Here is a 15,347-nt window from a genome sequence, read left to right on the forward strand (position 1 = left end):
GGGGGGATTTGCTCGTGATTCAGGCCGAGTCGCTCTCCCGGAGCTACGGGGAGCGTTGGGCCATCCGCGATGTGTCGTTTCAGGCGCGCCAAGGCGAGATCCTCGGGTTTCTCGGCCCGAACGGCGCCGGCAAGACGACGACGATGCGGATCCTGACGGGATTTCTGGCGCCCACGGCGGGGCGGGCATCCATCGCCGGAATCGACGTCGTGGACAAGCCGCTGGAAGCGAAGCGCCATCTCGGATATCTGCCGGAGGTGGTACCGCTCTACGACGAGTTTACCACGCGCGAATACCTCTCCTTCGTCGCCCGGCTCAAGCGCGTGGAGCGGCGGCGCATTTCCGACGCCGTGGACCGCGCGATGGACCTCTGCAGGGTCGACGACGTGGCGGACCGTCTGGTGCGCAACCTCTCCCGCGGCTACCGTCAGCGCGTCGGGCTCGCGCACGCCATCGTGCACGACCCCGAGGTCCTGATCCTCGACGAGCCGACGTCGGCGATGGACCCGCGCCAGATCGTAGAGATTCGCAACGTCGTCAAGGGCCTGCGCGGGTCCCACACGATCATCCTCAGCACGCACATTCTGCCCGAGGCGACCGCCGTCTGCGACCGCGTCATCGTGATCAACGAGGGCTCGGTGGTTGCCGTCGACACCTACGAGCAGCTGGCCGCGCGGCTGCGCAACTCGGACAAGACGCTCCTGCGGGCGGCGCGGCCGTCCGCGGATCTCGCGAAGCGCCTCGGCGGGATCGCCGGCGTGCGCCACGTGACGGCGGCCGAGGCGCCCGGCGAGTTGCTGGTCGAATCCGACCTCGGCACCGACGTCCGCGAGCACGTCGCCCGCGCGGTCGTCGAGTCCGGCGCGGGACTGCTCGAGCTCCGCCCGCTGGCGATGAGCCTCGAGGACGTCTTCCTCAAGCTTGTGACGCACGAGGACGGCGCCGCCCAGGAGGGCAGTGCGAAGGGAGCCCGGGCATGAACGGTACGCTCGTCATCGCGCGCAAAGAGCTGAAGCAGCTGTTCGCCTCACCGATCGCCTACGTCGCGCTGGCGATGTTCTTTCTCATCACCGGCTTCCTGTTCTTCTCGCTGATCGGCCTGTACACGACCAACGTGCTGCAGCTGCAGGGCACGCCGCCGGCCGACTTCAACCCGACGCGCATCATCTTCAGCCCGCTCTTTCAGGACGTCAGCTTCGTGATGATCCTGCTTGTGCCGGTGCTGACGATGCGGCTCGTCTCCGAGGAAGACCGCGCCCACACAATGGAGCTGCTGGCGACCTCGCCGGTCACCAACACCGCGATCATCCTCGGCAAGTACCTGGCTGCGGTCGTGCTGTACCTCGTCCTCCTGGCGATCAGCGCGTACATGCCGCTGAGCCTCGCCGTGATCGGCCGGCTCGATTGGGGCTTGCTCGGCGCGACCTACCTCGGCCTTCTGCTGCTCGGCGCCGCGTTCCTCGCCATCGGGCTGTTCGCGTCGACGCTCAACGAGAACCAGATCGTCTCCGCGGCGATCGGCTTCTCGCTTCTGCTGCTGTTCTGGGTGCTCGGCTTTGCCCAGCAGGCCACCGGTTCGGTCACCCAGCAGGTGCTCTCGTCGCTCGCGGTGGCCACGCACTTCAACACGTTTTCGAGCGGCACGGTGGACACGCAGGACGTGCTGTTCTTCCTGAGCTTGGCGGGGTTCTTCCTGTTCCTCGGCGCGCTCGCGCTCGAGTCCCGAAAGTGGAGGTAGGCTGATGCTCCGCCGCAACCGGCTGCTGACCGCCAATGCGCTGGTCTCCGCGCTGCTCGTCCTCGCGCTGCTCATCGGTCTCAACTACCTGGGCACGGAGCACCACGCACGGTGGGATCTCACCGCGACGCGCGAGCACTCGCTCTCGCCGCAGACCCTCAAGATCCTGCGCACGCTGCCCGGGCCGACCGAGGCGATCGCGTTTCCGAGCGCCGACTCGACCGGCCGCTACCGGGATCTGCTCGGCACCTACCAGTACTACTCGAAGAACTTCCAGTACCGGCTCGTCGATCCCGACCGCAATCCCGCCGAGGCGCAGAAGTTCAAGGTGACGTCGTACGGCCAGATCGTCCTACAGCGCGGCGCCGTGACCTATACCGTCGACGACGCGACCGAGGACGCCCTGACGAACGGCCTGCTTCACGTCCTCGAGACCGGCAAGAAGAGCGTGTACGTCGTGCAGGGGGACGGTGAGGTGCCGCTCGACGACTTCACCCGGGTCGGCATGGGCACCGTGAAGCAGGCGCTGACCGGCAAGGGGTTCGATGTGAAGCCGCTCTTCCTTATTAAAGAGCCGCGGGTGCCGGCCGACGCGTCCGCGGTGATCTTGGCCTCGCCCAGCCAGGAGCTGCCGCCGCAAGTGCTCGACGCCCTCGACGGCTACTACCGGGACGGCGGCCACCTGCTCGTGCTGGTCGATCCGACGAGCCCGGCGGGAGTCCGAGCCTGGCTCGGCCGGGAGTTTCACGTCGCGGCGCCGGGCGGCCTCGTGGTCGATCCGGTGTCACGCCTGCTGGGAGCGAACCCGGCGGTGCCCATCGTCACGCAGTACCCGTACAGCGACATCACGCAGAATTTCAATCTGGCGACGGCGTTTCCGGTCGCGACGCCGCTCGTTCCCGACGCGAAGGCGAAAGACGTTACCGTCACGCCGATCGTCAAAAGCTCCGAGGCGAGCTATGTAAAGACGAATCTCGACGCGAAGGACATCTCGTACCAGGCGGGCGTCGACCGCAAGGGCGCCTCGATGCTCGGCGTGGAGGTAACCCCCGCCGCCGGCGCCGGGGCGGCGCCGCAGCCGCCCGCCGCATCGGTCACGCCGACCGCGCCCGGCGCGCCCGCCAAAGGCGCCGCGGCGTCGAAGGGGGCGGGCGCGAAGCCGGCCGCGGTCCAGGCCGCGGCCGCAAAGGGCTCCGCGGTGCTGTTCGGCAACAGCTCGTTCATCCGCAACAGCTACGTCGGCCTGGTCGGCAACCGCGACCTGTTCACGAGCACGGTCGCCTGGCTGACGCAGTCGGGCAACCTGGTCAGCATCGCGCCGCGCGTCTCGCCGTTCGATCCGTTTATCATCTCCGGGCAACAGGGCCGCTACCTCTTTGTCGGGAGCGTGATCGCGCTGCCGCTCGCGCTCCTCCTGCTCGGCGGCTCCGTGTACTTCCGCAGGCGCAGTCTGTGAGTCCCCGCGTTACGATCGCGCTGGCGGTGATCGCCGCCCTCGTCGGCGCCTACATCCTTGTGGTCGACCGCCCCCAGGCGCAGCGTGCGGAAGAGGCGCGCCATCTGGTGCACCTGTCGAAGAACGCGATCACGCAGGTGACGGTGCGGACGGCGAAGGGCACCGTGGAGCTCGTCCGGACGGACGCCACCCACTGGACCGTGACGCGGCCGTTCGACGCGCCCGCGTCGAGTTTCGCGGTCTCGGATCTTCTGGACGGGGTCCTCGGGATCGTGCCGCAGCGGACGGTGGCCGATAAGACGACGGACTGGGCCGCGTACGGCCTGGCGGCGCCGGACACGGAGCTGACCCTCCACGCGCAGGACGGCAAGACGGTTTCGGTCGACATCGGGAAGACCTCGCCGGTCTCGACCGGACGCTACGCGCGCGCGGTTCCGGGAGACGCCGTCTACCTCGTCGACGCGTCGGCGAACGACGCGCTCGCCAAGACGGCAAACGATCTGCGCCAGAAGACACTCGCGGATTTCCCCAACGCCGACGTGCAGCGCGTCAGCGTGACGTCCCACTCCGGCACCCTCGCGGTGGAGCGTCTGGGGCCGGACCGCTGGCGGCTCGCCGGCCCGCACCCGTGGCCGGCCGACGACTTCAAAGTCACCGATCTGTTCTTTCCGATCACCACGTCGGACGCCAAGAAGTTCCACGATGGGGTGCACGACCTCGCGCCGTACGGGCTCGACCATCCCGCGGTGACCGTGGACGTCACGCTCAAGAACCGGCAGGCCCCGCTGCGTCTGCTCTTCGCATCAAAAGGGAAGCTCACTTACGGGATGGTGGCCGGGGCGCCGACGGTCTTGGAGCTGGACGCGGGCCTGATCGGCCGGCTGACGCCGGCGCCGATCGCGCTCGTCAGCAAGCGCCTTCTGCCCTACAACGCGCAAAACCTGACGGCGGTAACGTGGAGCCGCGATGAGCAGGTTTTGCAGGTGCGCCGTCAGGGCCCCGGCTTCTCGGGCGGCGGCCTCTCCGACGGCGAGATCAGCGACATGTTCTCCTCGATCAACATTCTCGAGGCCGACACGGTCGAGCCGCTGCCCGCGGGATCGCCGGGCACGCCCGCGTTCGCGATTCAAACCGACGGCGGGGCGGGCGCGCCGCTGCGCGTGCTGGTGTACCGCGGGCCGGCCGGCGCGTGGCTCGCCACGAATCCCGCGTTCGGCCTGCAGTACCGCCTGCCCTCGAACGCGTTCGACGGCTTCCCGAAGCGCATCACGGCCTTTCTCGCCATTCCAAAGGCGCCTGCGCCGGGCGGCGCGAAGCCGGCGGGCGGGGCCAAACCGGCCGCCGTGACGCCCACCGCCCCGCGGCCCGGCGCGTCTCCCGCCAAACCGCCGACGCCGTGACGCGCGTGCGGCCGGCGCCCGCCGTCGAGCGCTGACGCACGGCGGGAAGGACGCGGACGTCCGTGCGCCGAAATGGCCCGCGATTTTCGGCGCACGAACACACCTACCAGCGGACGGCGCAAAACCGATGAGGCAGAGGATGCGGCAGGGCACGGCCCGCGTGCTCACGGTCTTACTGGTGCTGGGGCTCGTCGCCCCCTCGGCCCGGGGCGCGGGACCGGCCGACTGGCCCGCGGTGCTGGCGTCCAGCGTGGTGCCGCTTCCCGTCGCCGCCGGCGTCGAGTACCGGCACGTGTCCATGGCGACCTCCGACGGTCCGCTCGACATGCATCACCTGCTGGTGGACCTGCGCAACCCCGCCGTGCACCTCGGTGTCACGGTCGCCCACGACCAGTTGATCAGCGATGACGAGACCGTCTCCTCGATGGCGCTGCGCGCCGGCGCCGTCGCCGGCATCAACGCCGATTATTTCGACATTCATCAGTCCGGCATGCCGCTCAACATCGTGGTCAGCAACGGCCAGTTGTTGAGGAGCCCGTGGCGCTTCGTGGCGCTCACGATCGGCCGTGACGGCGCCGCGCGCATCATTCGCTACCGCTGGACCGGCAACGTCGTGACGGACACGGGAGAGACGCAGCCGCTCGAGAGTTTCAACGCCGGCCTGCCGCAGAACGGCGTCATGGTGATCTCGAGCGTGCGCGGCTACGGCGCGCCGCCGCCTGAGGCGGGCGTGCGCCAGATGGTCGCGGAATTGTCGCCCGCCGATCCTTCGGCGGCGGCCCCGGGCGGCCGCTACTTCGTCAAGCAGATCTGGCCGCAGCAGGCGTTCTTCGCGCCGTTCCCGCAGGGCGAGATCGTCCTGCTTGGCCGCGGCACCGGCGCGGACTGGATCCAGCGGCGACTGAACGCCGGCGCGTCGCTCACCGTCAACCTGACGACGGATCCCGACTGGCACAACGCGCAAGTGGCGGTCGGCGGGGGTCCCATCCTCGTCGACGGCGGACAGATCGTGGAAGACCCCGACCCGCCCGCGGCCGGCGAGCGCAACATCCGGTATCCGGCCGCGGCCGTGGGCATCGGCCCGGACGGCCGCTTCCTCACGTTCGTCGAGGCGGACGGCCGCCAGCCGTGGCTCAGCATCGGGCTCACCCGGCCGCAGCTCGCCGCGTACATGCAGCGGCAGGGCGCCTATCAGGCGATGGCGTTCGACAGCGGCGGCTCGGCGGAGATGGTCGTCCGGATACCCGGACAACAGCAGGCGTCCATCGTCAACTCCCCGTCCGACGGACAGGAGCGGCCCGTCGCCGACGCGGTCCTGGTCTATACGACCGCGACCCCCGGGCCGCCGGTGCGCGTCCTCGTGAACTACAATCAGCCGCTGGTGCTCTATCCGGGCGCGCGCGTGACGCCGCCTACAATCGGCGTGGACGCGCAGGGCAATCCCGTCCCGCTGACGGGGCCCGTGCAGTTCGCCGCGTCCGGCGGGTTGCTCCGGATCGAGGGCCCACCGGCCCGCGGACCCGCGGGCCCGCGGCAACCCGTGCCGCAGTTCGTGTTCGTCGGCGGCGACGGCAGCATCGTCGGCGGCGCCCAGCCCGCGGACGGCACCGTCACCGCGCAGAGCGGCGGCGCCTCGGGGAGCGCGCCGGTCTCGGTCGTCACCCGCCTCGCGCGGCTGGTGGTGTCGCCGGGCTCGGTCTCGGTGGCCGTCGGTGAGAGCGCGCCGCTGCGCGTGTCGGGGTTGGACTCCACCGGACGTCTGGTGGCGCTGCCTCAAGAATCGGTCGCGTGGCAACTGGATCCGCCGTCGCTCGGCGCCGTGCAGGCGCCTGGGACCTTCGTCGCCGGGACGGCGACCGGCACAGGCGTGCTGACGGTGCGGCTTGCCGGCGCCGCCGCCGACGTGCGTGTGTCGGTCGGCGGTCCGCAGGCCCGGCTGATTCCGGCGTTCGAGGAGCAGGCGTCGTTCCGCGGGTATCCGCCGCAGACCGTGACCGGGGACGTGTCGATCGTCGCAACCCCGACCCACGACAACCGTCAGTCGCTGCGCCTGCAGTTTCACCTCGACGGTCAGGGCAGCCGCGCCGCGTACGTGGAGACCGACCTGCCGCTGCCCGGCGAACCGACCGGCGTGTCGGTGTGGGTCTACGGCGACGGCGACGGCGCGTGGCTGCGCGGCGCCTACACCGACGCGAAGGGCGACCGCGGAACGGTGACGTTCGCGCGGCACGTGGACTGGACCGGGTGGAGGCAGGTGGCCGCGTCGCTGCCGAGCGGCGTCGCGTATCCGATCCGTTGGACGTACGTGTACGTGGTCGAGACCGATCCGACAAAGACGCCGAGCGGAGAGATTTATCTCAGCGGACTGCGCGCGCTGTACGGCCACTAGCGTCGCCCGCCGCGAAGCGGCCGTCTCGCGGCGCGGCCGGGGACAGGGAAGAGGGGCGTCCGCGCCGCATTGGACCGGGGTAAACCTATCACGCAGGATCACCACCGTATGAACCCACGACCAAGACGAAACCGAGCGGCGGCCGCGGTGTCCGCGGCGCTCGTGTGCGCCGCGCTCCTCGCCGTTGCGCCGGCCCGGGGCGTACCGGCCTCCGACCGCCTTGCCGCCGCGGTGGACTCGTACCGCCGGGGCGATCCGGCGAGCGCGCGCGCCGCCCTCGAGCCGCTCGCGCAGGAAGACGGCCAGGCCGGCGGCCGGGCCGCGTACCTGCTCGGCGTCATCGATCTCGGGGAGAAGCGCTACGAGGACGCCGCCACGGCGTTCCGGCACGCGGCGAGCGCCGACCCGATCCTCGCCGACCACGCGGAATACTACGTCGCGGTCGCGGACTTCAACGGGGGCCGATTCGACGATGCCGCGTCGGCGTTTTCGGACATGATCTCCGGGTTCCCGGATTCCACGATGCGCGGACTCGCGGTCTTCTGGCGCGCCGAAAGCCTCTGGGGCGCGCGCGCCGCAAACGCTCCCGGCGCGTTTCACCAGTACCTCGAGCAGTTCGGACAAGGCGCGCACGCCCCACAGGCCTGGTTCGACATGGGGCAGGCGCTCGAAGCGCAGGCCCGGTGGGCCGACGCCGCGCAGGCGTACCGCCGGATCCCGGTCGCCTTTCCCACGACTCCGTTCGCAGCCTCCGCGCATGCCCGCCTCGCCGCGCTCGCCGCCGCGCACCCGCTGCCGCCGGATACGACGCCGGTGGACGTGTTCTACCAGCGCGCGAAGAGCGAGTTCGATGCCGGCGACGGCGCCGCGGCGTACGCGGATCTCCAGCGCGTGCTGTCGATGCCGCGCGCGTGGCTCTACGACGACGGCACGTTCTACATGCTCGGTGTGCTGACGTACCGGCAGCGGCACTTCTCCGTCGCGGCGCGGTGGTTCCAGCAGGACGCCGCGCTGCGCCAGACCCACGCCGACGACGCATTGTTCTACTTGATGCGGATCGCGCTCGCCGGGGGGAGGGACGCGGAGGCGCTCGGATACGCGCGCCGGATCGCCGCCGAGTATCCGAAGTCGTCCCTCGCGCCGCGCGGACTCTACCTGATCGCGGAGACGCGCGCCGAGCGCGGCGCCGCCGGACCCGCGATCGCGCTCTATCAGGAGGCCGGCGACCGGTTTCCGCTGACGTGGTACGGCAGCCGGGCGTTGTGGCAGGTCGGTTGGCTGCTGTCCCGCGGCGGGCGGTGGACCCCCGCGCGCGCCGCATGGCTCCACGCCGCGGAGGCGGCGGCCGGCACCGACGCCGCTGGCGCGTCGTGGTACTGGGCCGGCCGCGCGGCGGCGCTGGCCGGGCACGCCGACTGGGCCGCCGACAACTACCGCCGCGCCGCGACGCTGTACGGCGACACCTACTACGGTCAGGCCGCCGCCGCCCGTCTCAACGAAGCGGCGCGCGCCGCGATCGACGCGAACGCGCCCGAGGTGCCGCCCGGCACGATCCCGTCGCTCGACCGGTTTCGCGAACTGGACGCGCTCGCACAGACCGACGACGCGACGCGCGATCTCGAAGCGGCCGCGGCCGCCGCGCCCGCGGCATCCCGTGCCGCCGTCCTCACGCTGCTGAGCGTGCGCTACACTCAGTTCGACGCACCGCGTCGGGGCATCGGCGTCGCCGAGGATGCGCGCGATGCGCTCGGGACACCGGCGCCGCACCGCCTGCCGCGCGTCTTGTGGGAGGCGCTGTACCCGCGCGCGCTGTGGCCGGCGATCGCGCAGGCCGCCTCGCGCGACGGGGTGGATCCGAACCTCATCGCGGGCGTGATCCGCGAGGAGAGCCGCTTCGATGCTTCCGCCGTGTCGTCCGCGGGCGCCTACGGGCTGATGCAGCTGATGCCCGGGACCGCGGCGAGCACCGCGCGCAGCCTCGGCATGACGACGCCCGATCAGCGGGGACTCGTCGACCCGGCGACGAACATCGCTCTCGGCGCCGCGGTCCTCAAGGCCGAGCTCATGCGCTTCGGCCGCGTCGATCTCGCCCTTGCCGCCTACAACGCCGGTCCCAACGCGGTCCGGCAGTGGCAGGCGGCGCGGCCCGGCGCCGACCCGGATACATTCGTCGAAGAGATCCCGTACGGCGAGACGCGCGGCTACGTCAAGACCGTCGAGCAGTCGGCCGCGATGTACCGCTGGCTCTACCAGAACGGGCATCCCGCGGCGACCCAGTAGCTCCAAGGAGGAAGTTCATGCCCCGCACGCTGCCGTACGGCTCGTGGCCGTCGCCGATTACCCCCGATCTCGTCGCCGCGTCCGGCATCGGCCTCGAACAGGTCATGCTGGACGGCGACGACGTCTACTGGATCGAAGGCCGGCCGGCGGAGGGCGGCCGCTGCGTGGTCGTGCGCCGCACCTCGGCCGGCAAGATCACCGATGTCACGCCCGCGCCCTTCAACGCGCGGTCGCGGGTGCACGAGTACGGCGGCGGCGCGTACGCGGTGCGCGGGGCCGTCGTGTTCTTCTCGTCGTTTGACGACGGGCGGCTGTATCGCTGCGGGCCCGGCGAACCGCCGTCGGCGATCACGCCGGAGGGCGAGTACCGGTACGCGGACCTCGTCGTCGACCTGCGCCGCGACCGGCTGGTGTGCGTACGGGAAGACCACACGGCATCGGACCGTGAGGCCGTCAATTCGATCGTCAGCGTCTCGTGCCGCGGCGGCGTGGCGCCGCGCGTGCTGGTCTCGGGCAACGACTTCTATTCGGCGCCGCGGCTCTCGGCCGACGGGTCACGCCTCGCCTGGCTGACGTGGAACCACCCCAACATGCCCTGGGACGGCACGGAGCTGTGGGTCGGTGAACTCGCGCGCGACGGCACCGTCGCCGGCGCCCGGCGCGTCGCCGGCGGGCCCAACGAATCGATACTCCAGCCGGAATGGGGCCCGGACGGCACGCTGTATTTCCTCGCGGACCCCGGCGGCTGGTGGAATCCACACCGCTGGCGCGACGGAAAGGTCGAGCCGGTGCTCAAGACGGCCTCGGAGTTCGGCGGGCCGGCCTGGCGGCTCGGCCAGGCGACGTACGCAGTGGCGCCCGACGGGCGGCTCGTCTGCGCGTACAAGGCGGAGGGCGGGTCTCGCCTGGCGTGGCTGGATCCGGCGCGCGGCGTGCTGGAGCCGATCGCCCTGCCGTACACCGCGCTCGACAGCATCCGCTGCGGCCGCCCCGGCATCGCGTTCATCGGCGGCTCGCCGACGGATTTTCCGTCGATCGTGCTGTCGGACCTTCGGGCCCGCCGCGTCGACGTGCTGCGCAGGTCGGCCGACGCGCCGGTGGAGGCTTCATATCTGTCGCGTCCGGAGGCCATCGAATTTTCGACCGAAGGCGGCGTCACCGCCCATGCGCTGTACTATCCGCCGACGAACCCGGACGCCGCCGCGCCCGCGGACGAGCGGCCGCCGCTGATCGTCAGCGTGCACGGCGGACCGACGGGCGCTGTGTCGGGGACGCTCAACCTGAGCACGCAGTACTGGACCAGCCGCGGCTTCGCGGTGGTGGACGTCAACTACGGCGGCAGCACGGGCTACGGGCGCGCGTACCGCGAGCGGCTCTACGGACAGTGGGGGGTCGTGGACGTGGACGACTCGATCAACGCGGCGCGCCACCTGATCGGGCGCGGCGCCGCCGATTCCGAGCGCGTCTTCATTCACGGCGGCAGCGCCGGCGGCTACACCACCCTGGCCGCGCTGTGCTTCCGCGACTTCTTCGCGGCCGGCGCGAGCTACTTCGGCATCAGCGACCTCGTCGTGTTCCACGAAGAGACCCACAAGTTCGAGTCGCGCTACGACGAGCACCTCATCGGGCCGTATCCCGAGAAGCTCGACCGCTACCGTGAACGGTCGCCGATCCAGTCCATCGCGCAGCTAAGGGCTCCGCTGATCCTGTTTCAGGGACTCGAGGACAAAATCGTCCCGCCGAACCAGTCTGAGATGATCTTCGAAGCGGCGAAGCGGAAGGGCATTCCCGTCGCGTACATCGCCTACCCGGGCGAGCAGCACGGTTTTCGCCGGGCGGAGCACATCAAGCGTACGCTCGAGGCCGAGGCGTATTTCTACTCGCAGATCTTCGGGTTCGCGCTGGCCGACGCGGTCGAAGCGGTCCCGATCGAGAATCTGGACAACGCCCCTCGGGGGCGCGGCGCACGGCGCGGCGGGACCGTGGGGCGCGGCCGGCGCGCCGGCGACTCCACACCGTCGCCCGCGGCGGAGCCCGCCGCGTCCGAATCATCGGGCGGAGAGGCGGCCGGCGACGAGGCGGAGGACGAACAGCCGGCGGAGCCCCGGACCGCGCGGATACGCGGCGGCGCCAGGAAGAAAGCGAAGTAGACGCGGCTGCGACGTCTCTTCGCCGAACTTTCACGAACTCCACTCGTGGAGTTACTCGGTTGCCGGATGGTGTGGCGGGGGTGAGCCCGTCCGGCGCGCGGTGGCGGCGGTTGCGCCCCGGCGGGCGCGCCCTCGGCGTCGCGCACCGCGGCGCGTCGCGCGAGGCGCCTGAGAACACCGTCGCCGCGTTTCGCCTGGCGCTCGACGCCGGCGCCCCGGCCGTCGAAGGCGACGTGCAGCGCACGCGTGACGGACGGCTCGTCGTCATCCACGATCAAACGGTCGAGCGGACGACGGACGGGCGGGGGGCCGTCGGGTCGTTTCTGTTTGAGGACCTCCGCCGGCTCGACGCCGGCCGCTGGTTCGCGCCGGAGTTCGCGGGCGAGCGCGTCCCGTCCCTCGACGAAGTGCTGGACCTGATGCGGGACCGCGCGCCGGTGCTGCTCGAGATCAAGCACGGCCCGGTGTTCTACGAGGGGATCGAACGGCAGATCGCCGACGCGCTGCGGCGGCGGGGCATGCTCGGCGCGGCGCTGGTGATGTCCTTCGATCATCCCGCGATCCGGGCGATGCGGGCGGCGGCGCCGGAGGTGGCGACCGGCGTCGTGTACGACGCGCGGCCGGTGGACCCGGTCGCGGCCGCGCGGGCGGCGGACGCGGACGCGATCTGCCCGCGGTGGCGGCTGCTCACCGAGGATGCCGTCGCCGCGGCGCACGATGCGGGGCTGGGGGTCTTTCCGTGGACGATCGACGAGGAGGAGCCGATGCGGCGCTGTCTTGGGTGGGGCGTCGACGGCGTCACTTCGAACGACGTCCGGCTGCTCGCGCGGGTGCTCGAGCGGACGTGACGAGGCGCCGCGGCCGGCAGGAGCTGGTCTCGGCGCTGGCCTACCTCGTCCCGTCGCTGGCGGTCTTCGTACTCTTCGTCTTCTATCCGCTGCTCCGCAACGCCCAAATGAGTCTGTACGAAACCGACCCCTTCGGCGGGCTCGGCCTCTACGCCGGCACCGGCAACTACGCGCGGCTGCTCGGGTCACCGGCGTTTCTCAACAGTCTCCGCGTCAGCTTCCTGTTCGCGTTGTACACGGTCCCGGCCGGCATCGTCATCGGGCTGCCGCTCGCGCTGCTGGCCAACCGGCCGGTGCGCGGCATCGTAGTCTACCGCACGGCCTATTCATTTACGATCGCGGTCAGCATCGCCGCGGCCGCGCTGATCTGGGCGTGGCTGTTCGATCCGAATGTCGGCATCCTCGACTACTTCCTGAGCCTCGCGCACGCCCCGGCGATCGGCTGGCTCACCGACCCGCGGTGGGCGCTGCCGGCGGTCGCCGCGGCGACGGTCTGGAAGGACCTCGGGTTCAACGTCGTCGTGCTGCTGGCGGCGCTCCAGGGCGTGCCGGAGGAGCTCGTCGAAGCCGCCCGCATCGACGGGGCCGGCGGCTGGGGCGTGTTTCGCCACGTCGTGGTCCCCGCGATCTCGCCGGCGCTGTTCTTCGTCGGCGTGGTCGGGACGATCGGGGTCCTGCAGTCGTTCGGCCAGATCAACATCCTTACGCAGGGCGGCCCCGTCGAGTCGACCAACGTCATCGTCTACTCCATCTTCCGGAACGCGTTTGTCAACTTTCGCTTCGGCCTCGCCGCCGCGCAGGCGATGGTCCTCTTCGGCCTGATGCTGGTCCTGACGGGGTTGCAGTTTACGGTCTTCGAACGCTGGGTGACGTACCAGTGAACGGCGGCGTGCGCCACGCCGGCATGATCGCGATCGCCGCGGTGGTGCTCTTTCCCCTGCTGTTCGCGGTGTCGACGAGCCTCAAGTCCGGCGCCGAACTCGGGCGCTACCCGCCGTCGTTGTGGCCGCAGGCGCCGGTCCTCGACAACTACGCCGACGCGTTGACGAAGGCGCCGCTCGGCCGGTTCTTGCTGAACTCGGCAATTCAGTCGGGCGCCGTGACTCTGGGACAGCTCTTGACGTCGTCGCTCGCGGCGTTTGCCTTCGCCTTCATCGAGTTTCCGGGCCGGCGCGCGCTGTTCTTCGCGTTTCTCGCGACGCTCATGGTGCCGCTCGAGGTCACGCTGATACCGAACTACCTGACCGTGCGGGCCTTCGGCTGGCTGGACACGTATCCCGCGCTCGTGGCGCCGTTTCTCGCGACGGCGTTCGGCACGTTCCTGCTGCGCCAGTTCTTTCTCACGATCCCGCGTGAACTCGCCGACGCGGCGAGGATCGACGGCTGTACGCGCCGGCGGTTCCTGTGGACGATCGTGCTGCCGCTCGCGCGACCGGCCTTGGCGACGCTCGGGATCTACGCGTTTCTGTCGACCTGGAATCAGTATTTGTGGCCGCTCCTGGTGATCAACTCGACGGCGATGCGCACCGTACAGATCGGACTCGCGCTGCTGCAGTCGCAGGAGTCGGTCTCCTGGGGCCTTGTGATGGCCGGGGTCGTGCTGATGGTCCTGCCGACCGCCGTGGTGTTCCTGGCCGGGTACCGGCACGTGGTTCGAGGACTGACGGCCGGCGCGGTGAAAGGCTGATATCGGCGCGGGCCGACGCTGCACAAAAGGGGGCGAACGCGGTGAAGCGGCTGACAAGACGGACCGTTCTGCGCGGCACGGGGGCGGTGGCGGCGGGGCTGGCGGCCGGCGGACGTTGGGCGCGGCCGGCGGCGGCGCAGGCGCCGACCCGGATCGTGTTCTGGCATTCGATGGGCGGTGCCCTCGGCGAGACCGTGGTGCGGGCCTTCGTGAGCCGGTTCAACGCCGCGCGCCGCGACATCCAGGTCGACGCGCAGTTTCAGGGAACGTACGACGACGCGATCAACAAGCTGCGCGCGTCGATGCAGTCGACCGCGGTCCCCGCCGTCGTGCAGGTGTACGACATCGGCACGCGGTTCATGTTCGACAGCAAGGGCGCGGTGCCGATGCAGGACTTTATCGACCGCGACAAGTTCGACCTCGGGCCGCTCGAGCCCAACATCCTGGCGTACTACCGGGTCGGCGGCCGGCTGTATTCGATGCCGTTCAACACGTCGAGCGCCATCTTGTACTACAACAAGGATCTGTTCAAGAAGGCCGGACTCGATCCCAACCGTGCGCCGCGGACATTCGAGGAGATCGAAGACTACGCGAAGCGGCTCGTGCAGAGCGGCGCGACGCGGTCCGGCATCACGCTCGCGATCTACGGTTGGTTCTTCGAGCAGCTGCTGGCGCGGCAGGGCGCGCTCTACTGCAACCACGGCAACGGCCGCGATGCGGCGCCGACGGCGGTGGTCTTCAACCAGGAGGAAGAGGGGGCGCGGATTCTGGACTGGTGGGCGCGGATGGTCAAGGCCGGCGTCGCGGCCAATCCCGGCCGGCCGACCGCCGCCAGCCAGCGGGCGTTCGCGGCGGGACAGACCGCGATGACCTTCGACTCGACCGCGGTGCTGCGCAGCCTGCTCACCCAGGCCGGCGGACGGTTCGAGATCGGCACCGGCTATTTCCCGAAGCCGCCGTCGGCCGCGTCGGGGGGCAGTATCGTCGGCGGCGCCTCGGTCTGGATCCTCAAGAACCGGCCGCCGCAGGAACAGCAGGCGGCGTGGGAGTTTGTGAAGTTCATCAGCGCGCCCCCGCAGCAGGCCGCGTGGTACGCCGGCACGGGCTACTTCCCGATCCGGCGTGACGCGTATCGCGAGCCTGCGGCCCAGGAGACGCTGGCGAAGAGCCCGCAGTTCCTCACCGCGATCAGCGAGCTGCGCAGCAGCCCGATCAACCGCGCGACCCAGGGGGCGCTGCTCGGTGTGTTTCCGGAAGCCCGGCAGCGCGTCGAGGACGCGATCGAGGCGACGGTGCTCGGCCGGAAGCCGGCGAAGCAGGCGCTCGACGACGCGGCGCGCGATATCGATCAGGCGATCACGGGCTACAATCGGACGATGCGGATCTCGTAGCGGCGGCG

Annotated in this window: 11 protein-coding genes; all 11 read left to right on the top strand. The window is 70.6% G+C overall.

The window, feature by feature from the left end; genetic code table 11:
• Nucleotides 1-14 precede the first annotated feature (14 nt).
• The 11 genes from VFL28_01670 (at nt 15) to VFL28_01720 (ending at nt 15,339) form a co-directional block, all read left to right on the top strand.
• On the top strand, nt 15-980 hold the full coding sequence (locus tag VFL28_01670) for an ABC transporter ATP-binding protein (protein ID HET7263347.1): 966 nt from the start codon (nt 15-17) through the stop codon (nt 978-980).
• Nucleotides 977-1,738 carry an ABC transporter permease subunit gene (locus tag VFL28_01675; protein ID HET7263348.1) on the top strand — a complete coding sequence of 254 codons (762 nt, stop codon included), beginning with the start codon at nt 977-979 and terminating at the stop codon, nt 1,736-1,738. Before VFL28_01670 ends, VFL28_01675 begins: the two co-directional genes overlap by 4 nt.
• Nucleotides 1,739-1,742: 4 nt before the next feature.
• Nucleotides 1,743-3,194 carry a GldG family protein gene (locus VFL28_01680; protein HET7263349.1) on the top strand — a complete coding sequence of 484 codons (1,452 nt, stop codon included), beginning with the start codon at nt 1,743-1,745 and terminating at the stop codon, nt 3,192-3,194.
• Nucleotides 3,191-4,594, top strand: coding sequence for a DUF4340 domain-containing protein (locus VFL28_01685; protein HET7263350.1), 1,404 nt, complete (start codon nt 3,191-3,193; stop codon nt 4,592-4,594). The genes VFL28_01680 and VFL28_01685 overlap by 4 nt, the downstream gene beginning before the upstream one ends.
• A 139-nt stretch (nt 4,595-4,733) precedes the next feature.
• Nucleotides 4,734-6,983 (top strand): phosphodiester glycosidase family protein, encoded by a 2,250-nt coding sequence (locus VFL28_01690; GenBank protein ID HET7263351.1) that lies wholly within the window; start codon nt 4,734-4,736, stop codon nt 6,981-6,983.
• A 147-nt stretch (nt 6,984-7,130) separates the two neighbouring features.
• Nucleotides 7,131-9,263 (top strand): transglycosylase SLT domain-containing protein, encoded by a 2,133-nt coding sequence (locus VFL28_01695; protein ID HET7263352.1) that lies wholly within the window; start codon nt 7,131-7,133, stop codon nt 9,261-9,263.
• Nucleotides 9,264-9,280: 17 nt separating this feature from the next.
• Nucleotides 9,281-11,413 carry a S9 family peptidase gene (locus VFL28_01700; GenBank protein ID HET7263353.1) on the top strand — a complete coding sequence of 711 codons (2,133 nt, stop codon included), beginning with the start codon at nt 9,281-9,283 and terminating at the stop codon, nt 11,411-11,413.
• A gap of 80 nt (nt 11,414-11,493) precedes the next feature.
• A complete protein-coding gene (locus VFL28_01705) occupies nt 11,494-12,261 on the top strand; it encodes a glycerophosphodiester phosphodiesterase family protein (GenBank protein ID HET7263354.1) in 768 nt (255 codons plus the stop codon).
• On the top strand, nt 12,258-13,142 hold the full coding sequence (locus tag VFL28_01710) for a sugar ABC transporter permease (protein HET7263355.1): 885 nt from the start codon (nt 12,258-12,260) through the stop codon (nt 13,140-13,142). Before VFL28_01705 ends, VFL28_01710 begins: the two co-directional genes overlap by 4 nt.
• Entirely contained in the window at nt 13,139-13,948 is an 810-nt protein-coding gene (locus tag VFL28_01715; protein HET7263356.1) for a carbohydrate ABC transporter permease, read from the top strand. The genes VFL28_01710 and VFL28_01715 overlap by 4 nt, the downstream gene beginning before the upstream one ends.
• A 41-nt stretch (nt 13,949-13,989) precedes the next feature.
• Entirely contained in the window at nt 13,990-15,339 is a 1,350-nt protein-coding gene (locus VFL28_01720; protein ID HET7263357.1) for an ABC transporter substrate-binding protein, read from the top strand.
• Nucleotides 15,340-15,347 lie beyond the last annotated feature (8 nt).

It is taken from the genome of bacterium (genome assembly GCA_035691305.1).
Classification (GTDB): Bacteria; Sysuimicrobiota; Sysuimicrobiia; order Sysuimicrobiales; family Segetimicrobiaceae; genus DASSJF01.